The sequence below is a fragment of the Xanthomonas sp. SI genome (genome assembly GCF_014236855.1).
Taxonomy (GTDB): domain Bacteria; phylum Pseudomonadota; class Gammaproteobacteria; order Xanthomonadales; family Xanthomonadaceae; genus Xanthomonas_A.
In genome coordinates this window covers 4,428,581-4,454,688 of the sequence record NZ_CP051261.1, presented here as the reverse complement: position 1 = coordinate 4,454,688, position 26,108 = coordinate 4,428,581, and the positions used below count along the sequence as shown (strand labels likewise).

The window sequence follows — 26,108 nt, the reverse complement described above, 5'->3', positions numbered from 1 at the left end:
CGCGCCGATCAGGCTGGCTTGTGCTTGCCGTCCGCGTCGGCGTCCGGGGCCGCCACCGCGTCGCTTTCTGCCTTGCCCGCCGATGCCTCGGCATCCGCGTCATCGGCAGCATCGTCGCCCGCCTCGGCAACGCCATCTTCTTCTGCGGCCGCGTCGCCATCGCTCTCGGCGAACTCGGCGACCAGCGCGTCCAGATACTCGGCCGCGGTCTTGCCCTCATCGGCGGCAAGGTCGTCGATCATCTGCTGCAACTGGGTCGAATAGTCCAGGGTGATGGTATTGCCTTCCTGCTCCTGCACGTTGGCCAGATGCTTGAGCATCGCCAGCATCGGCACCGGGTTGTCGGCGTTGCCCATGGTCTGGCCGCCGACCGACAGCAGCCATTCGGTGCCCTGCAGGCCGATCGCGGCCAGCACGCGGCCGCTCTCGTCCTGCAGCACGGCGTGGTTGGCGATGGGCTGGTCGCGGCCCAGTCGGGCGAAGGCCCGCTTGGGTTGCTGCTTCTTGCGCTTGTCGCGCTTGGCTTTGGATTGCTTGGACACGTTCGTCTCGCTCGCGGAGTGGCCGCCATTGTAAGCGGGGTGGCCGGGCATGACCTTCGGCAGGCTTGACTACATTTGTAGGCATGGCTAGTTTGACTACAGCTGTAGCTATCCAGCCCTGATGCCGTTGCCCGCTGCGCGAGCAGCGGATTCACAGTCACGGCAGAGGTGCATCTGCGGAGGTCGGCAACGCGCGGTTCGCGTCGCCGCTCGGGCCGCTGGTCGCCACGGCCCAGGCCATCGCTTCGTCCATCCGCCATGCCCACAAGGAGATCCGCCATGCTGCACTCGAACATCCCGCTCTGGCGCCGCGGCGCCGCATTGCTGGTCCTGGCCGGCGCCACGGCCGGTACGATCGCGTCCGTGCCGGCGAGCGCCCAGGATGCAACCACCGACATCGCCGAACCGGCCGAACCGGCGTCGCCCGCAGCGCCGCCTGTTCCGCCTGTTCCGCCCGTGCCACCGGTGCCACCGGTGCCGCCCGCGCCCGTGGCCGGCGCGCATCGGGTGACGAGCAGTTCCACCATCACCCTGTCCGACGATCGCCGCAACGCATCGGTGCTGTTCGAACAATCCAGCACCAACATGTACGGCAGCAGCGACGACCTGCGCGAGGCGCGGCGCGCGCGCCACGGCGACGAGACGCTGTGGTGGATCCGCAGGGACGGCAAGCGCTACGTGGTGCGCGATGCGGCCACGATCCAGCAGCTGAAGGCCGCCTACGCGCCGGTCGAAGCGCTGGGGCGGCAACAGGGAGAACTGGGCGAACGGCAGGGGCGGCTGGGCACGCGCCAGGGCGAGATCGGCCGGCAACAGGGCGCCATCGCGCAGGGCCAGGCAGGCCAGGCGATGGAGGAAGCCAGGCGCGCTGGCGAGCAGGCACGACTTGCCGCCAGCGGCGGCCAGGCCGCTGCCCGATCCGCGGCACGTACCGATGCCGCGCATGCGGACTTCGAGCAACAGATGGCTGCGCTGGAAACGCGCCAATCGGCATTGGCCGAGCAACAGGAGGGCTTGGCCCGGCAACAGGAAGTGCTGGCAAAGCGCCAGCAGGTCGCCAACGCGGCGATGCAACGCGACATCGAACGCATCACCCGCCAGGCGATCGCGCAGGGCGTGGCACAACCGCTGCCGCAGTGAGGCACGCTGCGGGCGCACACTGGTTATCCGTCGGGGTTGAAACCCCTCCTACAGTGCACCCGGCAAGTTCGCCGCGAGCTCTTGTAGGAGCGGCTTCAGCCGCGACAAACGAAGTCGGAAACCGCGACGCCATAGCCGCGAGCTTCTTGCAGGAGTTGCTCGCGACCTGACTCGATCAGGACAGTTCCGGCCGTGGCCGGAGCTCAGCAGGTCGTGTAAACCCGAGAGGAAAAAGCCTCAGCGTTGCGCCGGACTCTCGGCGGCGGCCGTTGCCGTTGCCGGCGACGGCGCGGCACTGTTGCGCGGCGTGTTGCCGGTGACGCTGTTGACCGCGCGGATCGCTTCGCGGGCGGCGTCGGCCGCGGCCTCCGGTGAAGTGGTGCGCGGCGGCGCGACTGTCACCGTCGCCGGCTTGGCGATGCTTGCCGCCGGGGCAGCGGCATTCGCTGCCGGAGTCGCAGTCGGAACCGCAGCCGCAACCGTGGTTGAAGTCGCAGCCCGCACCGGCGGTGCAGCGGCAGCGCCAGCGCTCAGGTCCGGCACCTTGGTGTCGGCATCGTTCTGCCGCTGGCCCAGCGCCACGGCGTGATCGCTGCCGGCCAGCGCCGCATCCTCGGCGTCCTTGGTCATCACCACGATGCTGATGCGGCGGTTGATCGGGTTGTCCGGATTCTGTTTGTCGAACAGGATCGAGGACGACAGGCCGACCACGCGCGAGACCTTGTCCTCGCCCATGCCGCCGACCACCAGTTCGCGCCGCGCCGCATTGGCGCGGTCGGCGCTCAGCTCCCAGTTGCTGTAGCCGTTCTTGCCGCTGTACTGGGTGACGTCGGTGTGGCCGGTGATGCTGATGTGGTTGGGCACTTCGTTGATGAAGCTGGACAGCTCGTGCAGGATGTCGCGGGTATAGGGCTTGAGCACCGCGCTGCCGATGTCGAACATCGGCCGGTTCTCCTTGTCCACGATCTGGATGCGCAGGCCGTCCGGGGTCAGGTCCAGCAGCAACTGGTCCTTGAACGGTTCCAGCGCCTGGCTCTTGTCGATCGCCTCCTTCAGCTCCTGCATCAGCGTTTCCAGCCGCTGCTTTTCCTTCTCGCGTTGCGCCGTCTTGCTTTCCGTGTCGCCCGTCAGGCTCTTGCTGCCGAACGGATCCTTGTTGTTGCCGCGCTGTATGTCGGCGCTGCCGCCGAGCTTGATCATCGAGGTGCTTGCGCCGCCGGGACCGGCCATGCCCGGACTCGGCGCCGGGCTTTTGCCCTCCAGCGGGCTGGGATTGCGGAAGTATTCGGAGATCGCCATACGCTGTTCCTTGGTGGTGGCCGCGACCAGCCACAGCACCAGGAAGAACGCCATCATCGCGGTCACGAAGTCGGCGAACGCCACCTTCCAGGCGCCGCCATGATGGCCGCCGCCCTGGACCTTCTTGACCCGGCGGATGACGACGGTAGCTTTGGCTTCGGGCATGACGGCAGCGCTACTTGATCGTCTTCAGGTGCGTCTCGAAGTCCGCGAAGCTCGGCCGCACGTTGCTCGGCAGGGTCTTGCGTGCGAACTCCAGCGCGATCTTCGGGTTGTAGCCACGCAGGCAGGCCAGCAGGGCGGTCTTCACCGACTCGAAGATGCGGCTGTCCTGTTCGGCGCGCGCTTCCATCGCCGCCGCCAGCGGGGCGACGAAGCCGTAGGCCAGCAGGATGCCGAGGAAGGTGCCGACCAGCGCGGCGCCGACGTGATGGCCGATCTCTTCGATCGGGCCGCCGATCGAGCCCATGGTGATGACGATGCCCAACACCGCGGCGACGATGCCGAAGCCGGGCAGACCGTCGGAGACCTTGCTCAACGCATGCGCCGGTGCCATCGCCTCGTGGTGATGCTTCTCCAGCTCCAGTTCCAGCAGCGGTTCCAGTTCGTGCGGCTCGATGTTGCTGCCGATCATCAGGCGCAGGCAGTCGGTGATGAAGTCGAGCAGGTGGTGGTCGGCCAGCACCTTCGGGTAGTTGCTGAAGATCGCGCTTTCGGCCGGTTTCTCCACGTGATCTTCCAGCGCCATGAAGCCGTCGCGCCGCGCCTTGTTCAGCAGTTCGTAGATCAGGGTCAGGGTGGCCCGGTAGTCGTCGGACTTGTACTTCGGGCCCTTGAACACGCCGGCGATGTCGGCGAGGGTCGCCTTGACGATCTTGCCGGGGGTGCTGACCAGGAACGCACCCAGCGCCGCGCCGCCGATGATCAGCAATTCGTAGGGCTGCCACAGCGCGCCGAGCTTGCCGTGCGAGAGCACGTAGCCGCCGACCACGCTGATGATGACGACAAGGAAGCCAACAATGATGAGCATGGCGGAAGCAGCCTGCGAGCCGTGAACGGGGATACCTCCATTTCGGCCCGGCGGCGGCTTTCTGAAGGCGGCGGCGCGGCCGCGCCTGCGTGAAGACGTATGTGAAGGCGTCATTTTTGTCGCCGCTGCGGCGACGTACGCAGGCGTTTGGAGGCCTTGCCTCAGCCGATCGCGCCGTTGCCTTGGTGCATTGCCTCACGCGTATCGCGTTGCTCGAACAGGCTCAGCGTGGCGGCATCATGCGAAGGATTCCAGCACACGTTGCCTCCGCCTCGGCGTAGCGCAGCGCTGTCGGCATCGGCCCGATACATGCGCAGCGTAAGGCCGTGCATCGGCAGCGCTGCATGTTCGCGCATTGCTGCGAATACAGCCCGCACCGCTATCGCCGCGGTGCCATGGCACGCGCAGCGTATCGGCCTGCAGGTCCGCGCTTGCGGCCAAGTGCGGCGCGGAAGTGGTGCCGTGTCAGGTGCGCGTCCACATGCGCTGCGCGGCAAGATCGGCGAACAGTCAAGATGGGGGCGCACGCCGGTTCCCCTGCGCGCGCGCGGCGCAGGGCCGCCGCCGCTTCAGGCCGGTTCGGTGTCGCCGCCGCCGCGCTGCAACGGGTTCGGCAGCGCCTGGCCCTGTTCGGTGAAGTGCAGCGACACCGAATTCAGGCAATGCCGCTCGCCGCTCGGCGGCGGGCCGTCCGGGAACACGTGGCCGAGATGGCTGTCGCAGCGGGCGCAGACGATTTCGGTGCGGATCATGCCGTGGCTGGTGTCGCGGATCTCGCGCACATGGGCCGGATGATAGGGCGCGAAGAAGCTGGGCCAGCCGGTGCCAGAATCGAATTTGGCGCTGGAACGGAACAGCGGCAGCCCGCACAGCCGGCAGCTGTAGACGCCCTCCAGCTTGTTGTCCAGGAACACGCCGCAGAACGGCGCCTCGGTACCGTGCTGCAGCAGCACCCGCCGCTCCTCGTCGTCGAGTCCTGCGATCAGGCGCTCGCGTTCGGCGGGCGAGGGAGGCGTGAGGTCGAATCGGCTCATGGCAGGGGCCTGTGGCGCGGAAGGATGGGCACAAGATGAGGGCGCCGCTGCCGCGATCAAGCTGCAGCGGCGGGGCATCGACGTGGCGCCCTGGTTGCGCTAGCGTCGGCTTCCCGATCACGGTGCTACGGAGCTGTTGTGCATCCTTCCCTCGTTCGCATGGCCGCCATCGCGTTGCTGGCCCCGGCGCTGGCGACGGCGCAGAGCCTGAATCCGGCCCCGTCGTCGCCGACTGCCACCCGCCAATCGACCGTGCTGGAATCGGCACCGGTGCCCAAGGCCGCGCCCGTGCGTTCCAGCCTGGACGACCGCCCGGAGTCCTCGCAGTCGCCCGCGCACAAGCCAGCCAAGGCCAAGCCGGCACCCGCCAACGGCGCCAATGCCGCCGCCGACCGGCGCCCGGTCAAGCTGTACGACCGCGGCGGCCGCGTCATTCCCGGCGCGGTGCAGGTCGGTCCCAACCGCGTGCTGGACACGCGCAGCGGCCGCTACTACAGCACCGTGCCCAGCGGCGACGGCCAGCGCATCAACGAGTAGCCCGACGACGCAGGCATGTCCGCACAGCGGGTGTGTCGTGCACCCGGGCCGATCCGTTGCGCTGGCGTGAACGCGCGGCGAACGTTCCGTGGCCGCAATCCTCACGAACCGGTTCCTAGACTGCCTGCACGCAGGTGCCGCCGGTGCCTGCGCCGCACCTTCGCTAGGAGAACCGATGAGCAAGCTTCCCGACAACACCCTGGTCGTCGTCGCCGACCGCGCCAGCGCCCGCCTGTTCCGCACCAATCTGGCCGGCCAGACCTCGCTGCTGGAGCAGACCGAAGTGCTGACGCCCACGCCGATCGAGGGCGTCGAAGACGGCGACCGGCCGATGACCATGGACGAGGCCGGCTTCGTCCGCCAGCTGGCCGAACGCCTGTACCAGGGCGCACTGCGCAGCGACTTCGAACACCTGGTGCTGGTCGCCGATCCGCAGACCCTGGGCCAGCTGCGGCCGCTGCTGCACAAGGAAGTCCAGAAGCGGGTGGTGTCGGAACTCGCCAAGAACCATGCGCATACCTCGCGCGACGAGCTGGAAAAGCTGCTGGCGTAAGCGTGTCCGTCGCGCAGGCCGATTTGGCATGCGCATACTCCCTTCTCCCCCTCGGGACCATGGCCCCTTTTGGGGGGAAGGTGCCCGAAGGGCGGATGAGGGTACGGGCGAAGCCTCGTGCGCCCATACACCGCGGGACGCTTCGCGCCGTACCCTCACCCCAACCCCTCTCCCGGCGGGAGAGGGGCTAGCGGCTGTTCCTTCTCCCCCCGGGAGAAGGTGCCCCGCAGGGGCGGATGAGGGTACGGGCGAAGCCTAGTGCACCCAACTCCACGAGCCGCTTCGCGCCATACCCTCACCCCAACCCCTCTCCCGGCGGGAGAGGGGCTAGCCGCGGTTCCTTCTCCCTCCGGGAGAAGGTGCCCCGCAGGGGCGGATGAGGGTACGGGCGAAGCCTCGTGCACCCAACTCCACGAGACGCTTCGCGCCTTACCCTCACCCCAACCCCTCTCCCGGAGGGAGAGGGGCTAGCCGCGGTTCCTTCTCCCTCCGGGAGAAGGTGCCCCGCAGGGGCGGATGAGGGTACGGGCGAAGCCTAGTGCACCCAAACTCCGCGAGACGCTTCGCGCCATACCCTCACCTCAACCCCTCTCTCCCACGGGACTTCCTTCGGTCGCCGGCGGGAGAGGGGGATGACGCTCAGTCGGCGATCGGCAGGCTAAGCGTCTCCTTCACTTCCTCCATCACGATGTAGCTCTTCGACTCGCGCACGTGCGGCAGGGTCAGCAAGGTGCTGCCGAGCAGCTTGCGGTACGAGGCCATCTCGCTGATCCGCGCCTTGAGCAGGTAGTCGAAGTCGCCGGAGACCAGGTGACACTCCAGCACGTTGGGCAGCTTCAACGCGGCGCGGCGGAATTCCTCGAAAATGTCGCCCGACTTGTAGGCCAGGCTGATCTCCACGAACACCAGCAGGCTGGCCTTGAGGAAGTGCGGGTCCAGCCGCGCGTAGTAGCCGGTGATGGCGCCGTCGCGTTCCAGCCGGCGTACCCGCTCGGTGCACGGGGTGGTCGATAGGCCGACCCGCTCGCCCAGTTCGGTGAAGGAAATACGCCCTTCCTGCTGCAGAATGCGCAGGATCTTGCGGTCGATCTTGTCCAGTTCGCGGGTGCGTGCGGCCATGACGCGGGTCTCGGTGGGCTGGGGCAGGGGATTGACCTGCCGGGTATTCGAAAATCAGCGGAAAATCCTGGCTTGCGCTCCATATACTGCGCCTAAACCCATCCGTGGCGCCATTCAGCCAGGGATTTGATCCGACAGAGGTAAGCGCATGCGCGTTCTGGTTCTCGGCAGCGGTGTGATCGGCACGGCCACGGCGTGGTATCTGGCGCGCAGCGGCTGCGAGGTGACGGTGGTCGATCGCCAGCCCGCGGCAGCGCTGGAAACCAGCTATGCCAACGCCGGCCAGGTGTCGCCCGGCTACGCCTCGCCGTGGGCCGCGCCCGGGGTGCCGCTGAAGGCGCTGAAATGGCTGTTCCAGCGCCATGCGCCGCTGGCCATCACCCCTACTGGCGACATCCACCAATACCTGTGGCTGGCGCAGATGCTGCGCAACTGCACCGCCGAGCGCTATGCGATCAACAAGGCGCGCATGGTGCGGCTGTCCGAATACAGCCGCGACTGCCTGGACCAGCTGCGCGCCGACACCGGCATCGCATACGAAGGCCGCCAGCTCGGCACCACCCAGCTGTTCCGCACCCAGGCGCAGCTGGACGGCGCGGCCAAGGACATCGAGGTGCTGCGCGAGTACGGCGTGCCCTACGAACTGCTCGACCGCGCCGGCATCGCCCGGATCGAGCCGGCGCTGGCCAGCGCTCCGGCCACCTTGGTCGGTGCGCTGCGCCTGCCCAACGACCAGACCGGCGACTGCCGCCTGTTCACCCAGCGCCTGGCCGCGCTGGCCGCCGCGGCCGGCGTGCAGTTCCGCTACGGCGAGACCATCGACGGCCTGCATGCCGATGGCGACCGCCTCGACGGCGTGCGCATCGGTGGCCGCCTGGAGCGCGCCGACCGCTACGTGGTCGCCCTGGGCAGCTATTCTCCGCAGCTGCTCGCGCCGCTGGGCATCCGCCTGCCGGTGTATCCGTTGAAGGGCTATTCGCTGACGTTGCCGATCCGCGACGCGGCGCTGGCCCCGATGTCCACCATCCTCGACGAAACCTACAAAGTGGCGATCACCCGCTTCGACCAGCGCATACGCGTCGGCGGCATGGCCGAACTGGCTGGCTTCGACCTGTCGCTGCCGGCGCGGCGCCGCGCCACCCTGGAAAACGTAGTGAACGACCTGTACCCGCGCGGCGGCGATCTGGCCCGCGCCGAATTCTGGACCGGACTACGCCCGGCCACGCCCGACGGCACCCCGGTGGTCGGCGCCACCGGCTACCGCAACCTGTTCCTCAACACCGGCCACGGCACCCTCGGCTGGACCATGGCCTGCGGCTCCGGCCGCTACCTGGCCGACCTGATCGCCCAGCGCCAGCCGCAGATCAGCGGCGAGGGCCTGGATATTTTCCGTTATTCGCGCGGCGCCTCGGCGCCCGTCGCAGAGGCAAGTTCGTGCGTCCAGCCCGTGCGTTGATCGATCTTCAGGCGCTGCGCCACAACTACCGCCTGGCCCGGCGACTGGGCGGCGGCAAGGCGCTGGCGGTGGTCAAGGCCGATGCCTACGGGCACGGCGCGGTGGCCTGCGCGCGCGCGCTGGAAGCGGAGGCCGACGGCTTCGCGGTGGCCTGCATCGAGGAGGCGCTGGAACTGCGCCAGGCCGGCATCGCCGCGCCGATCCTGCTGCTGGAAGGCTTCTTCGACGCCGACGAACTGCCGCTGATCGCCGAGCACCGGCTGTGGTGCGCGGTGGCCTCGCCGTGGCAGGTGGAGGCGATCGCCGCCTATGCCGCGCCGCAGCCGCTGTGCCTGTGGCTGAAGCTGGACAGCGGCATGCACCGGCTGGGCCTGGCGCCGGACGAATTCCGTGCCGCGCATGCGCGGCTGAGCGTGTTGCCGCAGGTCGAACGGCTGGTGCTGATGAGCCATTTCGCGCGCGCCGACGAATTGGACAGCGCGCGCACCCTGGAGCAGGCCGAGGTGTTCCGCCAGGCCACCGCCGGCTTGGCCGGCGAGACCAGTCTGTGCAATTCGCCGGGCCTGCTGGGCTGGCCGCAACTGCACAGCGACTGGGGCCGCCCCGGGCTGATGCTGTACGGCGCCGACCCGTTCGCCGCCGGTGCCGAGCTGCCGGGCGAGCTGCGTCCGGTGATGACCCTGCAGTCCAGGGTCATCGCGGTGCGCGAACTGGCGGTCGGCGAGCCGGTGGGCTACGGCGCGCGTTTCGTCGCGTCGCGGCCGACCCGGGTCGGCGTGGTGGCGATCGGCTATGCCGACGGCTATCCGCAGTTCGCGCCGAACGGCACGCCGGTGCTGATCGACGGCGCGCCCGGCGCGCTGATCGGGCGGGTGTCGATGGACATGCTGACCGTGGACCTCACCGAGCACCCGCAGGCCGGACTCGGCAGCGAGGTACAGCTGTGGGGCGCGCAGCCGCGCATCGACACCCTGGCGGCGCGCTGCAGCTCCAGCGCCTACCGCCTGCTGTGCGGCCTGAAGCGCGCGCCGCGGCAGTACTTGGACGGCTGAGCGGCGCGTCCGCCCGCGCCTATCTGGCGCAGCGCTTTGCGGGAGCGGCTTCGGCCGCGACAAGCTGAGCGATAGACCTTCGGCTTCGGTCGGATACCGTCGGGGCTGAAGCCCCTCCTACAGGGCCCCGGCATGCCGGCCGCAAGCGACTGTGGGAGCGACTTCAGTCGCGACGAGCGGAGCGGTGGATGTGCCTCAACCAGTCAGCGTCGGGACTGAAGTCCCTCCCACAGAGAGGCGCGCCGCAGCGTGTCCTCGGCTCATCTGTAGGAGCGGCTTCAGCCGCGACACATAGGTACCCGAAGGCACGCCACGCCGCTCAGCGCTCGGCCACCGCCGCCTTGTCGCGGAACTCGCGGCGCAGCCAATCGTCGAACATCCGCTTCTCGTAGCGCAGCGGGTCGGTGTTCAGGCCGATCGAGCTGTTCATCAGGTAGCTGCTGTCGAGCAGCTTGCGCTCGCCCTGCTCCAGCACCTGTCCGTCGGCGCCGTACAGGGTGAAATTGAGGCTGATCCGCGGCGGGTAGATGTCGCGCATCACCCGCACGTCGTTCCATTGCGGACCGTGCCAGGATTCGTAGTCGCCGGCGCGCTTGATGTCGGTCAGCTCCACCTCCAGCCGCTGCCCGGGCGCCAGCTGCTTGCTGGCGCGTTGCTGCAGGTAATCGGCCAGGTCGCGCACCCAGTCGCCGCGCTGCGCTTCCCAGCGATTGCGGCTGTAGCGCAGTTCGCTGAAAGCGGCGGGGTCGGTCCAGCGCACCTGCACCGGGCTGTCGCCTTCGGTGCTGCGCACGGCCTGCGGATCGGTGACATTGCGGATTTCGGCGGAAGCGCCGCCTGCCACCAGGCAGGCCAGGGCCAGCGCCGTCCAGGCATATCGGATCTTCATCGCGGATCTCCACGGAAACGGCAATGCCAGTGTGTGCCTGCGCGGGCGCCACCGCAATCGCGACGCGGCCACCGGCCGCGCTCGTTCTCCGCCGGTTCATGGGTCCTGGCATGTGACATGCGGTTCACGCTGCGTCGCCGCGTGCTTCACGCCGCCCGCGCGACCATGCGCACATTCGCACATAAACACGATTCGGGGATCGATCGCATGAAGATGCCGCTGTTCCACCAGGCCCACGCAGCGTCGGACGTCCGCCTGCAGTTCATCGACTGGGCCAAGCGGCACGGGCACAGCCCGGCGAGCGGCGCGGCCAGTTTCGTCGATCAGCAAGCGGACCTGGATGCGGCCGCGCGCCACCTGCGCCTGAACCCGGGTGAGGACGTGCGCCAGGAACTGCGCCGCTATCTGGCCTCGCTGGGCGAGCAGCAGGACGTGGCGGTGCAGTTCCCGCCGATCTATGCCTACCGCAGTCCGCAGGGGCAGGCGTTCCGCTATTCGTTGACCCTGGTCCTGGCCGAGAGCGGGGTCGAGTGGAAGGCGCGGGTCTGGACCGGCCTGGAATACCTGGGCCTGATCGTCGGCCGCGGCGCCGGCCCGCGCGCCAATTACACGCGCCTGGCGCGGATGGCGGTGGAGCACGAACTGGCCAGCGACAGCCCGCGTTTCACGCTGGGCTAGAGAATAGGGAGACCGCGCATGTCCTATGCAATCTCGCCCGACGACGTCACCGCGCCGGAACAGTGTCGGCAGCAATGCCGCGAACTCGGCGTGGCGCGGGTGCAGCAGATGCTGGACCAGTCGCCGCCGCCGTCGTGGCGGCAGGAAGCCGAACGCTGGCTGGAAGAGCAGGCGCTGCGCAGCGCGCGTCTGACCCAATGGGGCGTCATCGCCGGCATCGCGCTGTCGCTGCTGGGGATCGTGCTGGTCGTCGCTTTTCTCTGGTGACCCAGCGTCGCTGCAGCACCGGCCAGCCTGGCCGGCTTGACGGCAGCGGAGCGGCTTAACAAGATGCGGGGTCCGTCGCGCTGTTCCGGTCTGAGCATTTTCCGGTCCTGAGCCATCGTCATCGCGCCGCAGGCGCGGAGCGCGTCGCCGCCTCTGCCACCGCAGGCCGTCTCCAGAGCAAATTCCCGCATGCATGTCAGCACCGAATCTTCTTCCACGTCGCCCACGCAGGCGTCGGGCCTGAACTACCGCGAGATCTTCGACAAGATCGACTCCGGTTTCTGTGTGGTGCAGGTGCTGTTCGACGACACGCAACGCGCGGTCGATTACGTGTTCCTGGAGGTCAATCGGGCGTTCGAGCGCGAGACCGGCATGCGCGACGTGATCGGCCGGCGCATGCGCGAGCTGTCGCCAACCCACGAGGACCACTGGTTCCGCGTGTACGGCGAGGTCGCGCTGAGCGGGCGCTCGGCCAAGTTCGAGAACTACGCATCCGCGCTGGGCCGCTGGTGGGCGGTGGATGCGTTCCGCGTCGGTGCGCCGGAACGGCACCTGGTCGCCGTGCAGTTCCTCGACATCACCGAACGCAAGCGCGTGGAGCGCGACCTGGCCGAGAGCGAGGCGCGTTTCAGTGCGCTCGCCGAAGGCCTGCCGATGCCGGTCTGGGTGCTGGACGCCACCGGCCAGTTGCGTTTCACCAATACCGCCTACGCCGAATTCTTCGGCATCGACCTGCAGGCCGACGAGGCGCGGCCGGGCTGGGGCGATGTGCTGCATCCACAGGACGCCGGCGTGTTCGCCTTCGAGTTGCGCAGCGCGCTGGACGAACAACGCAACCTGCGCGCGCTGGTGCGCGCGCGCCGCCACGACGGCGCATGGCGCTGGGTGGAGATGACCGCGGTGCCGCGCTATTCGGCCGAGGGCGAGTTCATCGGCCTGGCCGGCAGCAGCCCGGACGTCACCGAGCGCCGCGACATCGAACTGGCCCGCGAGCAGTTGCTGGAATCGGAGCGCAGCGCGCGCAATGCCGCCGAGAGCATGGCGCGGCTGAAGGACGAATTCCTGGCCACGCTGTCGCACGAGCTGCGCACGCCGTTGACCACCATCCTGGGCTGGAGCGACCTGCTGCTGCAGCGGCTGCCGCCGGGCGATCCGAGCAACAAGGGCTTGTCGGTGATCGCCAGCAGCGCGCGCGCGCAGCAACGGCTGATCTCGGACATGCTCGACCTGAGCAGCATGCTGCTGGGCAAGGTGCAGCTGGAAATCGAGACGCTGGACCTGACCGAACAGGTGCGCGAGGCGCTGCGTGCGCAGGAGCCGGTGGCCGAAGGCAAGGACCAGGCGTTGAGCCTGCGCGAGCCGGCGCAGCCGTGCCTGGTGCTGGGCGATGCCACGCGCCTGCAGCAGGTGTTCTGGAATCTGTTGTCGAACGCGATCAAGTTCACCCCGGCGCATGGGCGGATCGAACTGGCGATCGACCTCGATGCCGATGGCGAGCACGTGACGGTGGCGGTGCGCGATTCCGGCGATGGCATTCCAGCGGATTTCCTGCCGCACCTGTTCGGCCGTTTCCGCCAGGCCGACGGCACCACCACGCGTCTGCACGGCGGGCTCGGCCTGGGCCTGGCGATCGTGCAGCAGCTGGTGGAAATGCATGGCGGCCAGGTCAGTGCGGCCAGCGAGGGCCGCGGCTGCGGTGCGGTGTTCACCGTGCGCCTGCCGTTGCACCGCGACACGCCGGGCAAGCGGCCGTTGCGCGAGGTGCGCGCGTTTGCGATGGCTGAACAGGTTGTGGAAGCGTATGCGCTGAAGGGCATGCGCCTGCTGGCGGTGGAAGACCAGCCGGACATGCTCGAATACCTGCGGCGGCTGCTGGAAGAGCAGGGCGCCGAGGTGGTTGCAGCCGGTTCCGCCAGCGAAGCGTTGGCGGTGCTCGACGATGGCGGCCACACCCGCATCGACGTGATGGTCACCGATATCGGCATGCCGGGCATGGACGGCTACGGCCTGATCCGCACGATCCGCGAGAACATGGGCCTGCAGGCGGCCGAGTTGCCGGCGGTGGCGGTGACCGCGCTGGCGCGCGACGACGATCGCCAGCGCGCCCTGCAGTCCGGTTTCCAGGAGCATCTGGCCAAGCCGTACAGCGTGGCGCAGTTGGTGTCCGCGGTGCGTTTCGCGCGGCAGGAATAACCGCGGCGTTTTTTCCCGTGCATTCACGCGATGGCCGCTAGCGTGCGGGTTTTCCCTCGCTGGAGATGCGCATGAGCAAGTACGCCGACGCGGTGCATACCGATCCCGAGGCCATCGCCGCATTGCAGGCATGGCTGCCGAAATTGCCGGACCAGGCGCAGGTGCTTTTGCGCTTGGTCGATGGCAGCCAGGTCAGCGGCACGGTCTCGGTGCGTCCCACCTTGCAGACCTTTCGCGATCACGAGGAGCATGAAGGCATCAACGGCGTGGTGCGTCTGGACGACCTGCTGCATCCGGAGCAGCAGCACTACATCTGGCTGGACCGCATCCGCGAGATCGAGCCATTGACGCCGACCTCATGAGCGCGGCGGGCGACGCGTAACGGCATTTGACATCTATTTCACGTTTGCCGAGCGCGCGCTGTGCATCATCGGTGGTCCTGTCGCCACCCTGGAGAGTTGAGCAGCGATGCGCCTTCCCTCGTCCCCGGCCCGTTGGGCACTGTGTCTCCTGTCCGCTGCCGCGTTGAGCGCTTGTGGCGATACCGCCAAGCATTCCATCGAGGATGGGATGGGGCCCGATCCGGTGCTGCCCGATCCGGTCAAGCGCATGATCCCCACGGTGAAGGTCGCTGAGGTCAAGCGCTGGGCCGAAGGCGCCGCGCCGGTGCCGGCCGCCGGCCTGGCGGTGCAGGCCTTCGCCCGCGATCTGGACCATCCGCGCTGGCTGTACGTGCTGCCCAATGGCGACGTGCTGGTGGCCGAGACCGCCGCGCCGCCGGCGCCGGAAAAAGAGAGCAGCGGCCTGCGCGACAAGATCCAGGGCGCGATGATGGCCAAGGCCGGTTCCACCGTGCCCAGCGCCAACCGCATCACCTTGCTGCGCGACGCCGATGGCGACGGCGTGGCGGAGGTGCGCACGCAATTCCTCAAGGGCCTGTATTCGCCGTTCGGCATCGCCCTGGTCGGCGACCGCCTGTACGTCGCCAATGCCGACGCGCTGGTCAGTTTCCCGTACAAGGACGGCGACACCCAGATCAGCGCCGCGCCGAGTTTCGTCGCCAACCTGCCCGGCGGCATCAACCATCACTGGACCAAGAGCCTGCTGGCCAGTCGCGACGGCAACAAGCTCTACGTCGGCGTGGGCTCCAACAGCAACGTCGCCGAGAACGGCATGGACGCCGAACTCAATCGCGCCGCGATCCTGGAAGTGGACGCGCACAGCGGCGCCACCCGGGTGTTCGCCAGCGGCCTGCGCAATCCGGTGGGCCTGGCCTGGCAGCCCGGCGCGGACACGCTGTGGGTGGTGGTCAACGAGCGCGACGAGATCGGCAGCGATCTGGTGCCCGATTATCTGACTTCGGTACGCGAAGGCGGCTTCTACGGCTGGCCATACAGCTACTACGGCCAGCACGTGGACGAACGCGTGCAGCCGCAGAATGCGGAGATGGTGGCCAGCGCGATCAAGCCCGATTACGCGCTGGGCGCACACACCGCCTCGCTGGGCCTGACCTTCTACGAAGGCGCGCTGCTGCCGCAGGCCTACCAGGGCGGCGCCTTCATCGGCCAGCACGGCTCCTGGAACCGCGATCCGCCGTCCGGCTACAAAGTGGTCTATGTGCCCTTCGCCAACGGCAAGCCGAGCGGCAAGGCGCAGGACGTGCTGACCGGCTTCCTCGACGCCGAAGGCAAGGCCCAGGGCCGCCCGGTCGGCGTGGCGGTGGACAAGCCCGGCGCGCTGCTGGTGGCCGACGATGTCGGCAACGTGATCTGGCGGGTGACGCCGAAGGCCGGGCCGTAATCGAGTAGTCGTGCCGCTTGGCTCTCTCAGAGCCAGACGGCGCGACAGGTCGTCGCTTGCTGCGCCGCCGATCGCCGGTGTCTTCGTTGATGTCCACTCAGGCGCTGGGTTGGATGTACGAGTTGTGGGTTTGCAGCCATCTCGGCGGGCGAGGACTAGCTGCATCCGTAGGAAGCAGCTTCCAAGTGGTCTCGCGAGCTACCGCGGCCTTGAAGGCCAATTCGCCGCAACCGCCTTGCCTTGGGGCAATCCGCCCTAGGTCGAAATATTCATGTGGGAGCGACTTCGGTCGCGACGGGCCTTATCTATAGCGCCCGTCGCGACCGAAGTCGCTCCCAGAGTTGTTTGCATCTGGATGGAACGGTCAATTCAGGCGAAGCGCCGCGCTAACCGATCCGAAGGCCCCGCCTGCGCTTAATGCTCCACCGGCGCAGGTTCCACCCCGAAGCGGCGTGCGTAGCCGCGCTCGTTGAACACGCGCTCCACCTCGGTGTCGCCCAATTCCGGCGCGGCATAGACCGCGTATACGACGCTGCCGTCGTCGCGCGCGCCGCGCTGGTGCAGGCGGTAGCGCGGGCGTCCGGTGCCGGTGTTTTCCGGATAGTGCAGCGGCGGTTGGCTGCCTTCCAGATCCACTTCGCTGTTGTCGACGACGCCACCGATGAACACTGCGCGCATATGCCACTCCATCCGTCCGGGTTGACCTGCAGCCTAGGCGCGGCGATGTTGCCATTGCATCAATGATGCGTTCACTTGGCGCAAAACCGGGCCGGCGCCGGGCTGCCGGTAGAATGCGCGCTCCCCGACCGATTCCGATCCCGATGCCGGCTCTGCAAGACGCTCCCCTCGATACCCTGTTCCTGCCCTTCGCCCAAGGCGCGCTGCGCTGGCCGGCCGGCAAGGTGCTGTTCCTGCGCGCGCGCGACGGCTGGGCGTTGCGCCAGCACGCGCAGCCGGCGCAACTGGTCTGTGAACAGGGCTACCGTCCGTTCGCCACCGCCCTGGAGCAGGGCGGCTGGCAGGTCCGCGCCGAGGATGCCGACGATCACGACGATGCCGGCGGCTATGCGCTGGTGCTGGTGCTGCCGCCGCGCCAACGCGACGAGGCGCGGGCGCTGCTGGCGCGTGCGCTGGCGCTAGCCGCGCCGGGCGGGGTGGTGGTGGCCTGCCAGTCCAACAACGAGGGCGCCCGCTCCGGCGAGGACGACCTGCAGCAGCTGGCCGGCCTCGGCGGCAAGCTGACCAAGCACCACTGCCGCGTGTACTGGACCGCGCCGCTGCACGGCGGCCACGACGCCGCGCTGCAGCAGCGCTGGGCCAAGCTCGACGCGGCGCGGCCGATCCTGGACGGGCGTTTCCGCAGCCGCCCCGGCGTGTTCGCCTGGGACCGCATCGATCCTGCCTCGGCGCTGCTGGCCGAGCACCTGCCGGCCGACCTGGCCGGCCGCGGGGCCGACCTCGGCGCCGGCTATGGCTATCTGTCGGCGGAATTGCTGGCACGTTGCCCGAAGATCGCCGCGCTGGACCTGTTCGAAGCCGATGCGCGCGCGCTGGCGCTGGCGCGGTCGAACCTGGCGCAGGCGCCGGCCGCGGTGGAGATCGGCTACCACTGGCACGACGTGACCGCCGGGCTGCCGGCGCAGTACGACTTCATCGTCACCAATCCGCCGTTCCACGCGCCGGGGCGGATGGAGCGCCCGGACATCGGCCGCCGCTTCATCGCCGTGGCCGCGCAGGCGCTCAAGCCCGGCGGCAAGCTGTATCTGGTCGCAAACCGGCACCTGCCGTACGAGGCGGTGCTCGACGCCAGCTTCGGCGACACCAGCGTGATCGCCACCCGCGACGGCTTCAAGCTGATCCAGGCGGTGCGCGCCCGCGCCACGGTGCGCCGGTGAAGCTGGTCAAACACCTGGCCAACCTGGGCTACGGCAGCCGCAAGCAGGTCACCCAGATGTTCCGCGAAGGCCTCATCACCGACGCCGACGGCGAGGTGCTGTACGCCGACGACCAGGTCGAGCATGCCGCGATCCGGGTCGACGGCGAGGCGCTGGACCCGCCGCCGGGGCTGATCCTGGCGCTGCACAAGCCGGTCGGCTACACCTGCTCGACCAAGGATCCGGGCCGCATCGTCTACGACCTGCTACCGCCGCGCTTCCGCCTGCGCTCGCCGCTGCTGTCCACGGTCGGGCGGCTGGACCGCGACACCAGCGGCCTGCTGCTGATGACCGACGACGGCGCACTGCTGCACCGCATCGTCTCGCCGAAATCGCAGCTGGCCAAGGTCTACGAAGCGACCCTGGCCGAGGACCTGCGCGGCGACGAGGCGGCGCAGTTCGCCAGCGGCACCCTGCTGCTGGACGGCGAGACCACGCCGCTGCTGCCGGTGGAGCTGGAGGTGCTGGGCCCGCGCCAGGCACGCATCACCCTGTACGAAGGCCGCTACCACCAGGCGCGGCGCATGTTTGCCGCGGTCGGCAACCACGTGGCGAGCTTGCACCGCAGCCGTATCGGCGGCTTCGCCCTGGACGAGACCTTGCCGGCCGGGCAGTGGCGCGCGCTGGATGCGGCGGATCTGGGGCGGGTGTTTGGTTGAGGAGCCGGGAATCGGGATTTGGAAAAACCGGTTTGCTGCTTGGTGCGATGTAGCCCCGAATAGTTGCAGTGCGCGGCAGCGTTTGTAGGAGCGGCTTCAGCCGCGACAAGCATCACTGGTAATGCCTGTCGCGGCTGAAGCCGCTCCTACAGGGATCAGGAATCCGGGTGCGCTCGGCGTGTCACGCGAACAGCTTCTTCCAGCCGTCCAATCCCAGTGTCTCCAACGTCTGCAGATTGCGCTCCACGATCACGTCCGCGTCCGGGAACGCGGCCACGGCGCGTTCGACGCTGTCCTCGCGCAGCAGGTGCAAGGTGGGGAAGGGCGCGCGGTTGGTGTAGTTGCCGATGTCGTCCGGCGCGGTGCCGGCGAACTGGTAGTGCGGATGAAAGCTGGCCACCTGCAGGATGCCGTGCAGGTCCAGCGCTTCGACCGCGGCGTCGGCGTTGTCCAGGAAATCGTTGTAGTCCAGGAAATCGCCCAGCACCTGCGGATGCACGATCAGGGTGGTGTCGATCTGCTCGGCCGGCGTGTCGCGCAGCAACAGCAGTTCCTCGCTCAACTCTTCCAGCAAGGCCTCGGGCGTGGTCGCGTCGCTGAGCACGTAGCGGATCTGCTGCTTGACGTGCACCGCCTTGGCGAACGGGCACAGGTTCAATCCGATCACCGCGCGTTCCAGCCATTGGCGGGTCAGCGCGATCGGGTCGGCGGTGGGGTCGAGGTCGTTCAAGGCGATTCCGGCGGGCGAGGGCGGGCGGCGATTGGGCCAAGCGGCTGCGGCGCATATCGCCGCGGGCGACTCAGTCGCGGAAATTCTCGAACTGCAGCGGCAGCTCGAAATCGCTCTTCTTCAGCAGCGCCATCACGTCCTGCAGGTCGTCGCGCTTCTTGCCGCTGATGCGCAGCTTGTCGCCGTTGATCTGCGCTTCGACCTTGAGCTTGGCGTCCTTGATCGTCGCGACGATCTTCTTGGCCAGCTTCTGCTCGATGCCCTGCTTGACCGTGACCTTCTGCCGCGCGCCGGCCAGGTTGGTTTCCACGTCGCCGAATTCCAGGCAGCGCACGTCGATGCCGCGCGCGATCAGCCGCGCGCGCAGGATGTCGGTCATCTGCTTGACCTGGAAGTCGCTCGGCGCGGCCTGGTTGATGACCTGGTCGTCGAGCTCGAAGCTGGCCTCCACGCCCTTGAAATCGAAGCGGGTCGACAGCTCGCGGTTCGCCTGGTCGATGGCATTGGTCAGTTCGTGCTTGTCGATTTCGGAGACGACGTCGAAGGAAGGCATGGCAGTTCCTCGGGGAAAGACGCCATATCCTACCGATCTCGCCGCAGCGCCGCTGCCGTCGCGGTGCCGGCGCGGTGCCGTCGCTGGGCGGCGCGTGCGATCGCGGCGATAATCCGCGCATGCCCACCTCCCGTTCCAACGCCGCGGCCGCCGCCTGGATGATCGCGGCGGTCGCCTGCTTCGCGCTGATGGATGCGGCGATGAAGCTGCTGACCGCGCACTATCCGGCGCTGCAGGTGGCCACGCTGCGCGGCGGCGCCTCGCTGCCGTTCGTGCTGCTGTGGGTGCTGGCCACCGCCGGCCCGCGTTCGATCCTGCCGGTGCGCTGGGGCCTGCATCTGCTGCGCGGCGTGCTCGGCATCGCGATGATCGGCTGCTTCGCCTGGGCGCTGCGCAGCCTGCCGCTGTCCACCGCCTACACCATCTACTTCGTCGCGCCGCTGCTGGTGACGGCGCTGTCGGTGCCGCTGCTGGGCGAACAGGTCGGCCCGCGGCGCTGGGCCGCGATCGGCGTCGGCCTGGTCGGGGTGCTGGTGGTGCTGCGCCCCGGCGTGGGCGGCTTCGTGTCGCTGCCGGGGTTGATGGTGCTGCTGGCGGCCACCGCCTATGCGCTCGCGGCGGTGCTGGTCAGCCTGCTGGCGCGCACCGAGACGCCGCAGTCGCTGGTGGTCTGGTTCCTGCTGATCATGGCGCTTGGCGCCGGCGCGCTGGCGTGGCCGGCCTGGATCCCGTTGCGCCTGGCCGATGCCGGCTGGATCGCCACGCTCGGCCTGGCCGGTGCGCTGGGGCAGGTGGCCTTGACCCAGGCGTTCCGCCGCGGCGACGCCTCGCTGATCGCGCCGCTGGAGTACAGCGGCCTGATCTGGGTGATCCCGTGGGACTGGTTGCTGTGGCGCAAGCTGCCCGACGCCTGGACCTGGCTGGGCGCGGCGATCATCGTCGCCAGCGGCCTGTACCTGCTGCATCGCGAGCGGGTCCGCGCCACCGTGCGTCCGCCGCCGCTGGCGCATCCCTAGCGCACCGCCGCGGACTTCCGAGCGCAAGCGTTAGAATCGAATGGAATAACGCCTGCAGGCCTGGCCTGCTAGGCTTTGCGCCCCCTTCGCTGCCGGCCCCGCGCGGTGATCCAGTTCGAGCACCTGCACAAGTCCTATCCCGTTGCCGGCCAGTCGGTCGTGGCCTTGCATCCGCTCGACCTGGAAATCCGGGCCGGCGAGGTGTTCGGCATCATCGGCCACTCCGGCGCCGGCAAGTCGACCCTGATCCGGCTGATCAACCGGCTCGAGGAACCCAGCGGCGGACGCCTGCTGATCGATGGCGAGGACGTCACCGCGCTGGACCGTGCCGGGCTGCGCACGCTGCGCCGGCGCATCGGCATGATCTTCCAGCACTTCAACCTGCTGTCCTCGCGCAGCGTGGCCGGCAACGTCGCCTTTCCGCTGGAACTGGCTGGCACGCCGCGCGCGCAGATCGAGGCGCGGGTGGCCGAGCTGCTGGCCAGGGTCGGCCTGGCCGAGCACGCCAACAAGTATCCGGCGCAGCTGTCGGGCGGGCAGAAGCAGCGCGTCGGCATCGCCCGCGCGCTGGCCACCGGGCCGCAGATCCTGCTGTGCGACGAGGCCACCAGCGCGCTGGATCCGCAGACCACCGCCTCGGTGCTGAGCCTGCTGGCGCAGATCAACCGCGAGCTGGGCCTGACCATCGTGCTGATCACCCACGAGATGGAAGTGATCCGCCGCGTCTGCGATCGCGTGGCGGTGCTCGATGCCGGGCACCTGGTCGAGAGCGGGCCGGTCACCGAGGTGTTCCTGCATCCGCGCCATCCGACCACGCGCCGCTTCGTGTCCGAGGCCGAGCACGTGGACGAGGGCGAACTGCATCGCGACTTCACCGCGGTGGCCGGGCGCATCCTGCGCCTGACCTTCCTCGGCGGCGACACCTACGCGCCGCTGCTCGGGCGCATCGCGCGCGAGACCGCGGTGGACTACAACATCCTGTCCGGGCGCATCGACCGGATCAAGGACACCCCGTACGGCCAGCTGACCGTGGCCCTGGTCGGCGGCGATCTGGACGCGGCGCAGGCCGGGTTCGTCGCTGCCGGCGTGCATGTCGAGGAGCTGCGCCGATGATCCCGTTCGCCACCGCCGCCAGCGGCTTCTTCCGCAATCTCGACGCCGGCAAATGGGACGAGATCGGACGCGCCACGCTGGACACGCTGCTGATGCTCGGCGGCTCGCTGCCGCTGACCCTGCTGATCGGCCTGCCGCTGGGCGTGCTGCTGTTCCTGACCGGGCCGCGCCAGACCCACCAGCGGCCGGTGCTGTATGGCGCGCTGGCGCTGGCGATCAACGTGCTGCGCTCGGTGCCGTTCATCATCCTGATGATCGCGATGATCCCGCTGACGCTGTGGGCGATGGGCACCTCGCTGGGCGTGCGCGGCGCGATCCTGCCGCTGGTGGTGGGCGCAGCGCCGTTCTACGCGCGGCTGGTGGAAACGGCGCTGCGCGAAGTGGACCGCGGCGTGGTCGAGGCCAGCCTGGCGATGGGCGCGACCACCTGGCAGCTGGTGACGCGGGTGCTGCTGCCCGAGGCGCGGCCGGGGCTGATCGCCGGCGCCACGGTGACCACCATCGCGCTGATCGGCTTCACCGCGATGGGCGGCGCGATCGGTTCCGGCGGGCTCGGTGACCTGGCCTATCGCGACGGCTACCAGCGCTCGCACGCCGACGTGGCGCTGATCACCGTGGTGGTGCTGCTGTTGCTGGTGCAGGGGCTGCAGATGCTCGGCGATCGGCTGGTCGCGCATTACAGCCGGCGCTGAGCGCGCAGTGCCTTGCATCGCACTGCTGTAGGAGCGGCTTCAGCCGCGACCGGATCTATCGGTAAAGCGGTCGCGGCTGAAGCCGCTCCTACAGAAAAGCCATCCTTGGCCCTTCGCCGCATGCAGCGCCCGGGTCTGCTAGCTTGCCCGCATGGCGGCCTGGCCGCTCTTCTTCCCCACGTTCTCGGATTCCTGCCCATGACCAAACTCCCGCTTCGTCTGCTGCTCGGCGCCGCCGTGCTCGCCCTGGCCGCCTGCGGCAAGTCCACGCCCGCGACCGACACCGCGCGGCTCAGCGTCGCCGCCACCGCGGTGCCGCATGCGGAGATCCTGGAGGTGGTCAAGCCGATGTTGCAGAAAGAGGGCCTGACCCTGGACGTGCGCGTGTTCAACGACTACGTGCAGCCCAACGACCAGGTGGTGCAGAAGCAGATCGACGTGAACTACTTCCAGACCGAGCCGTACCTGGATGCCTACAACCGCGATCGCAAGAGCGACCTGGTCACCGTGATCGGCGTGCACATCGAGCCGTTCGGCGCCTATTCGCGCCGCTTCAAGTCGTTGGCCGAACTGCCGCAGGGCGCCGACGTGGTGATTCCCAACGATCCCAGCAACAACAGCCGCGCGCTGATCCTGCTCGACAAGGCCGGTGTCATCAAGCTCAAGGATCCGGGCAATGCGCTGTCCACCCAGCGCGACATCGTCGCCAACCCGAAGCAGCTGAAATTCCGCGAACTGGATTCGGCGATGCTGCCGCGCGTGCTGGACCAGGTCGATCTGGCGCTGATCAATACCAACTACGCGCTCGACGCCGGGCTCAATCCCACCCGCGACGCGCTGGCGATCGAGAGCAAGGACTCGCCGTACGTGAACTTCCTGGTCGCGCGCGCCGACAACAAGGACGATCCGCGCGTGCAGAAGCTGGCCAAGGCGCTGACCAGCCCCGAGGTCAAGGCCTTCATCGAGCGCAAGTACCAGGGCGCCGTCCTGCCGGCGTTCTGAGCGGAGCGCGCGCATGCCGTTGCTGCTGGCCATTCCCCTGGCGATCGTGATCGCGCTGGCGGTGACCGCGGTGCTGTTGCCGTTGTCGCTGTTGCAGCGCTTCCGCTACGGCACCTCGCGGCGCCAGGCGCGGGCGTGGCTGGCCAGCGTGCAGTTCTGGTCGGCGCTGGTGTCGAACCTCGTGTTGCTGGGCTTCGCGCTGATCGCCACGCACTGGTGGCCCGATGCGGCGACGTATGCCTGCATCGGCTGGGTAGCGGGCCTGGCGCTGGGCGCGCTGGGCATCTGGCTGAGCCGGTTCGAACCGCTGCCGCAGGGCCTGTACTACACGCCGAACCTGTGGCTGGTGCTGGGCTTGACGCTGCTGGTGGTGGCGCGGATCGGCGCCGGCCTGCTGCAGGGCTGGCGCAGCATGAGCGAGGGCGCGGCGTGGCCGGCGCAGGGATGGATGAGCCACGCCAGCCTGCTCGGCGCCGCGGCGTTGTTGCTCGGCTACGCGTGCGCGTATGCGTGGCTGTTGCGGCGCCGCGTGCGCCACTTCGATCGCTATCGCGGCTACGACCGCTCGCCGCGCTGAGCGCCAAGCGGCGACACAAAAACAAACGGGCCCGAAGGCCCGTTTGCATGTGACGCGGTGCAGGCGTGCTTAGAAGCGCGCGCCGACGCCGAAGCTGACCAGCCACGGATCCAGCTTCAGATCCTGGCCGGTGCCACTGCCGGCGACCTGCACTTCCGGACGCGAATGCATGTAGCGGGCATCGGCGCGGGCGAACCAGGTGGAGTTGATGTTCATGTCCACGCCGACGGTGCCGATCGCACCCTTGGCGGTGTCCAGGCCGACGTGCTGGCCGCTGGCCGACAGGCCGTCGATCTTCTCGTTGCTGAAGTTGGACTCGTAGTAACCGACGCCGACGAACGGACGGAACACGTTGTCCGCCTGGCCGAAGTGGTACTGACCGCTCAGCGCGATCGGCTGCTGCTCGACGGTGCCGACCTTGCCCACGCCGCTGGCGCTGACGCGGTGGTTGAACTTGTCGGCGGCGCCCCACAGCTCGACGGCCCAGTTGTCGTTGATCAGCCAGCTGGCGCTGATGGTCGGCGCCGGACCGCCGTCGACGTCGAGGCCGTTGGCCGGCTTGGAATGGGGGTCGAGCAGGGTCGCGCTGCCGACGACGGCAAAGCGCTTGCCGGATGCGGTGTCGCCGTCCTGCGCAAATGCGGCAGGCGCGAACGCAAGGGCGGAAACGACAGCCAGGCTCAGGATTTGAATGGACCGCATGGGAATCTCCTCAATCTTTTTTTTGTGGGGCCACAGGAGTGGGCGCGCACACCGTATCGATGAGAAGATGAATCGACGCCGACCTCGGCCGGATGGATCCAGGCATCGTTCAGACACAGGTGTCCGATGCTTGAAATAACGAGGTTTTAAGACTTGCCGATGTTCACCCAGATGCGTGCGACGTGACGATGCAGGCGGTGTTGCAAGGCTTGCCTGCGCAGATTCGCGGCGATTGCCGGGTGCTGATTCTCGGCTCCATGCCCGGCGCGATGTCGCTGCAGCACGCGCGCTATTACGCGCATCCGCGCAATCGCCTGTGGCCGCTGCTGGGCGCGCTGTGCGGCTTCGATCCGCGACTGGATTACGCAGTGCGGTTGCAGGCGATGCAGGCCTGCTGCGTTGGGCTGTGGGACGTGATCGGCCAGTGCCGGCGCAGCGGCAGCCTGGACACGGCGATCGTGCGCGGTAGCGAAGTGCCCAATCCCTTGCCGGCGCGCATCGCGCAATTGCCGCAGCTGCGCGCGATCGCCTGCAATGGCGCGGCGGCGGCGCAGGCGTTCGCGCGTTTCGTGCAGCCGCAGCTGGCGCCGCGCGTACCGCCGCTGGCGGTGCTGGCGCTGCCCTCGACCAGTCCGGCCAACGCCGCGTTTTCGCTGTCGCGGCTGCAGCAGGCGTGGGCGCCGCTGCAGGATTGGCTCATGCCGCCGCCTGCAGCGCCAGCGCAGCGCTGATCAGCGCCGTGCCCGCAGCCTCGGCGCGCGCAGCCGCAGCCACAGCGTCTGCACCAGCAGCACCGCGGCCAGCGCCAGCGCCACCCAGGCCGCGCTGCGCGCGCCGTCCAGGCCGCTGCCGGCCTGCTTGACGTAGACCGCGGCCAGCGCCCACAGCGCCGCCGCGACATAGGCCAGGTTGCCGCGCATCGCCCGGTTCAGGCCGAGCAGCAGCGCCGCGGCCAGTGCGAACAGCAGCAGGCTCCACGGCAGCATGTGTTCGGTGGACAGCCAGCGGTAGGCGACGATCACCTGCGCGGTGTTGAGGAAGGCGGCCAGCGACAGCCAGCCGGCGTGCAACGACAGCGGCAGCCAGGCCCACAGCGCCTGCCACGGCTCGGCGCGCGGATCGCGCGACAGGCGCAGCGCGGCCAGCGCCAGGCACCCCAGCGCCGCCCAGATCACCGCCAGCGCCAGCAGGAAATGCTGCTGCGAGAACACCGGCATCCACAGCGCGGTCAGGCCGAAGCCCAGCGCCGCCGGCAGCCGCACCTGCGCCAGCGCGCTGTCGCGCCGGCGCCGCGGCGACAGCTGCCACAGGCCGAAGGCCAGGTCGAGCAGGAAGATCGGGCCCCAGATCGCGAACGCGTAGCCGGCGGCGACGACCAGGGTGGGGTAGCGGTCGGAGACCGCGCCGTTGGTCGGGCCGAACGCGCCGCGTTGCGCGAACCAGGCGACCAGCGGCATCGCCAGCGACATCAACAGCACGAACGCACGCATGGCGGCACTCCGATCAGGGTGCGGCGCATCCTAGGCGCGCGCCCGTGAAGG

General features: G+C 68.8%; 29 protein-coding genes. 18 read left to right on the top strand and 11 right to left on the bottom strand.

The features are described 5' to 3' along the window. Positions 1-8: 8 nt before the first annotated feature. Positions 9-542: a hypothetical protein gene (locus HEP75_RS18870; protein WP_185824532.1), complete on the bottom strand. Its 534-nt coding sequence runs from the start codon at positions 540-542 to the stop codon at positions 9-11. 474 nt (positions 543-1,016) lie between these two features. On the opposite strand from HEP75_RS18870, the gene HEP75_RS18865 reads away from it, so the two are divergent. After that, a complete protein-coding gene (locus tag HEP75_RS18865; protein ID WP_255423903.1) occupies positions 1,017-1,682 on the top strand; it encodes a hypothetical protein in 666 nt (221 codons plus the stop codon). A gap of 237 nt (positions 1,683-1,919) precedes the next feature. On the opposite strand, the gene motB is transcribed toward HEP75_RS18865, so the two are convergent. From motB to msrB, 3 genes are all read right to left on the bottom strand, one after another. Next, the gene (gene motB / locus HEP75_RS18860) at positions 1,920-3,146 is read right to left on the bottom strand and encodes a flagellar motor protein MotB (protein ID WP_185824530.1); all 1,227 of its coding nucleotides are present in this window, start codon (positions 3,144-3,146) and stop codon (positions 1,920-1,922) included. A gap of 10 nt (positions 3,147-3,156) precedes the next feature. Further along, on the bottom strand, positions 3,157-4,011 hold the full coding sequence (motA, locus tag HEP75_RS18855; RefSeq protein WP_185824529.1) for a flagellar motor stator protein MotA: 855 nt from the start codon (positions 4,009-4,011) through the stop codon (positions 3,157-3,159). Between the two features lie 569 nt (positions 4,012-4,580). Next, positions 4,581-5,045 carry a peptide-methionine (R)-S-oxide reductase MsrB gene (gene msrB, locus HEP75_RS18850; protein ID WP_185814092.1) on the bottom strand — a complete coding sequence of 155 codons (465 nt, stop codon included), beginning with the start codon at positions 5,043-5,045 and terminating at the stop codon, positions 4,581-4,583. Between the two features lie 138 nt (positions 5,046-5,183). Here msrB and HEP75_RS18845 point away from each other — a divergent pair, with 138 nt between their 5' ends. Both HEP75_RS18845 and HEP75_RS18840 read left to right on the top strand, forming a co-directional pair. Further along, positions 5,184-5,582, top strand: a complete 399-nt coding sequence (locus HEP75_RS18845) for a hypothetical protein (protein ID WP_185824528.1) — start codon at positions 5,184-5,186, stop codon at positions 5,580-5,582. A gap of 175 nt (positions 5,583-5,757) precedes the next feature. Next, positions 5,758-6,135: a host attachment protein gene (locus HEP75_RS18840; RefSeq protein ID WP_185821142.1), complete on the top strand. Its 378-nt coding sequence runs from the start codon at positions 5,758-5,760 to the stop codon at positions 6,133-6,135. A gap of 639 nt (positions 6,136-6,774) precedes the next feature. Here HEP75_RS18840 and HEP75_RS18835 read toward each other — a convergent pair. Continuing rightward, complete coding sequence (locus HEP75_RS18835; RefSeq protein WP_185814089.1) at positions 6,775-7,254, bottom strand: Lrp/AsnC ligand binding domain-containing protein; 480 nt, start codon at positions 7,252-7,254, stop codon at positions 6,775-6,777. A 148-nt stretch (positions 7,255-7,402) separates the two neighbouring features. On the opposite strand from HEP75_RS18835, the gene HEP75_RS18830 reads away from it, so the two are divergent. Together HEP75_RS18830 and alr are read left to right on the top strand one after the other, a co-directional pair. Next, positions 7,403-8,710, top strand: coding sequence for a D-amino acid dehydrogenase (locus HEP75_RS18830; RefSeq protein WP_185821140.1), 1,308 nt, complete (start codon positions 7,403-7,405; stop codon positions 8,708-8,710). Next, the gene (gene alr, locus HEP75_RS18825) at positions 8,689-9,762 is read left to right on the top strand and encodes an alanine racemase (protein ID WP_185824527.1); all 1,074 of its coding nucleotides are present in this window, start codon (positions 8,689-8,691) and stop codon (positions 9,760-9,762) included. Before HEP75_RS18830 ends, alr begins: the two co-directional genes overlap by 22 nt. Before the next feature lie 319 nt (positions 9,763-10,081). On the opposite strand, the gene HEP75_RS18820 is transcribed toward alr, so the two are convergent. Next, a complete protein-coding gene (locus HEP75_RS18820; protein ID WP_185824526.1) occupies positions 10,082-10,651 on the bottom strand; it encodes a DUF3016 domain-containing protein in 570 nt (189 codons plus the stop codon). Positions 10,652-10,858: 207 nt separating this feature from the next. Between HEP75_RS18820 and HEP75_RS18815 the strand changes: the two genes are divergently transcribed. From HEP75_RS18815 to HEP75_RS18795, 5 genes are all read left to right on the top strand, one after another. Further along, positions 10,859-11,329 (top strand): hypothetical protein, encoded by a 471-nt coding sequence (locus HEP75_RS18815; RefSeq protein WP_179568814.1) that lies wholly within the window; start codon positions 10,859-10,861, stop codon positions 11,327-11,329. 18 nt (positions 11,330-11,347) lie between these two features. Then, positions 11,348-11,596: a hypothetical protein gene (locus tag HEP75_RS18810; RefSeq protein ID WP_185814085.1), complete on the top strand. Its 249-nt coding sequence runs from the start codon at positions 11,348-11,350 to the stop codon at positions 11,594-11,596. A gap of 189 nt (positions 11,597-11,785) precedes the next feature. Further along, complete coding sequence (locus HEP75_RS18805) at positions 11,786-13,789, top strand: ATP-binding protein (protein ID WP_185824525.1); 2,004 nt, start codon at positions 11,786-11,788, stop codon at positions 13,787-13,789. Between the two features lie 71 nt (positions 13,790-13,860). Then, positions 13,861-14,151 (top strand): DUF3247 family protein, encoded by a 291-nt coding sequence (locus tag HEP75_RS18800; RefSeq protein ID WP_185814083.1) that lies wholly within the window; start codon positions 13,861-13,863, stop codon positions 14,149-14,151. A gap of 106 nt (positions 14,152-14,257) precedes the next feature. Continuing rightward, positions 14,258-15,589 carry a sorbosone dehydrogenase family protein gene (locus HEP75_RS18795; RefSeq protein ID WP_185814082.1) on the top strand — a complete coding sequence of 444 codons (1,332 nt, stop codon included), beginning with the start codon at positions 14,258-14,260 and terminating at the stop codon, positions 15,587-15,589. Positions 15,590-16,003: 414 nt separating this feature from the next. Here HEP75_RS18795 and HEP75_RS18790 read toward each other — a convergent pair whose 3' ends face one another. Next, complete coding sequence (locus tag HEP75_RS18790) at positions 16,004-16,267, bottom strand: hypothetical protein (RefSeq protein ID WP_185821134.1); 264 nt, start codon at positions 16,265-16,267, stop codon at positions 16,004-16,006. 143 nt (positions 16,268-16,410) lie between these two features. On the opposite strand from HEP75_RS18790, the gene HEP75_RS18785 reads away from it, so the two are divergent. Both HEP75_RS18785 and HEP75_RS18780 read left to right on the top strand, forming a co-directional pair. After that, positions 16,411-17,484, top strand: a complete 1,074-nt coding sequence (locus HEP75_RS18785) for a class I SAM-dependent methyltransferase (RefSeq protein WP_185824524.1) — start codon at positions 16,411-16,413, stop codon at positions 17,482-17,484. Continuing rightward, a complete protein-coding gene (locus HEP75_RS18780; protein ID WP_185824523.1) occupies positions 17,481-18,182 on the top strand; it encodes a pseudouridine synthase in 702 nt (233 codons plus the stop codon). Before HEP75_RS18785 ends, HEP75_RS18780 begins: the two co-directional genes overlap by 4 nt. A gap of 181 nt (positions 18,183-18,363) precedes the next feature. Here the strand turns inward: HEP75_RS18780 and HEP75_RS18775 are convergent, their stop codons facing one another. Both HEP75_RS18775 and HEP75_RS18770 read right to left on the bottom strand, forming a co-directional pair. After that, a complete protein-coding gene (locus HEP75_RS18775; RefSeq protein ID WP_185824522.1) occupies positions 18,364-18,912 on the bottom strand; it encodes a DUF1415 domain-containing protein in 549 nt (182 codons plus the stop codon). Positions 18,913-18,982: 70 nt separating this feature from the next. Then, positions 18,983-19,465 carry a YajQ family cyclic di-GMP-binding protein gene (locus tag HEP75_RS18770; RefSeq protein ID WP_179568798.1) on the bottom strand — a complete coding sequence of 161 codons (483 nt, stop codon included), beginning with the start codon at positions 19,463-19,465 and terminating at the stop codon, positions 18,983-18,985. 119 nt (positions 19,466-19,584) lie between these two features. On the opposite strand from HEP75_RS18770, the gene HEP75_RS18765 reads away from it, so the two are divergent. From HEP75_RS18765 to HEP75_RS18745, 5 genes are all read left to right on the top strand, one after another. Further along, positions 19,585-20,481: a DMT family transporter gene (locus HEP75_RS18765; RefSeq protein WP_185824521.1), complete on the top strand. Its 897-nt coding sequence runs from the start codon at positions 19,585-19,587 to the stop codon at positions 20,479-20,481. A 105-nt stretch (positions 20,482-20,586) separates the two neighbouring features. Beyond that, positions 20,587-21,594: a methionine ABC transporter ATP-binding protein gene (locus HEP75_RS18760; RefSeq protein ID WP_185821128.1), complete on the top strand. Its 1,008-nt coding sequence runs from the start codon at positions 20,587-20,589 to the stop codon at positions 21,592-21,594. After that, the gene (locus HEP75_RS18755) at positions 21,591-22,286 is read left to right on the top strand and encodes a methionine ABC transporter permease (RefSeq protein WP_185824520.1); all 696 of its coding nucleotides are present in this window, start codon (positions 21,591-21,593) and stop codon (positions 22,284-22,286) included. Before HEP75_RS18760 ends, HEP75_RS18755 begins: the two co-directional genes overlap by 4 nt. 198 nt (positions 22,287-22,484) lie before the next feature. After that, positions 22,485-23,288: a MetQ/NlpA family ABC transporter substrate-binding protein gene (locus HEP75_RS18750; RefSeq protein WP_185824519.1), complete on the top strand. Its 804-nt coding sequence runs from the start codon at positions 22,485-22,487 to the stop codon at positions 23,286-23,288. A 13-nt stretch (positions 23,289-23,301) separates the two neighbouring features. Further along, positions 23,302-23,865: a DUF1453 domain-containing protein gene (locus HEP75_RS18745; RefSeq protein ID WP_185824518.1), complete on the top strand. Its 564-nt coding sequence runs from the start codon at positions 23,302-23,304 to the stop codon at positions 23,863-23,865. Between the two features lie 69 nt (positions 23,866-23,934). Here HEP75_RS18745 and HEP75_RS18740 read toward each other — a convergent pair whose 3' ends face one another. Continuing rightward, complete coding sequence (locus HEP75_RS18740; protein ID WP_179568786.1) at positions 23,935-24,567, bottom strand: OmpW family outer membrane protein; 633 nt, start codon at positions 24,565-24,567, stop codon at positions 23,935-23,937. 188 nt (positions 24,568-24,755) lie between these two features. Here HEP75_RS18740 and HEP75_RS18735 point away from each other — a divergent pair, with 188 nt between their 5' ends. Further along, complete coding sequence (locus HEP75_RS18735; RefSeq protein WP_185826656.1) at positions 24,756-25,298, top strand: DNA-deoxyinosine glycosylase; 543 nt, start codon at positions 24,756-24,758, stop codon at positions 25,296-25,298. Here the strand turns inward: HEP75_RS18735 and HEP75_RS18730 are convergent, their stop codons facing one another. Further along, positions 25,299-26,057: a hypothetical protein gene (locus HEP75_RS18730; RefSeq protein ID WP_185824517.1), complete on the bottom strand. Its 759-nt coding sequence runs from the start codon at positions 26,055-26,057 to the stop codon at positions 25,299-25,301. Between the last annotated feature and the right edge of the window lie 51 nt (positions 26,058-26,108).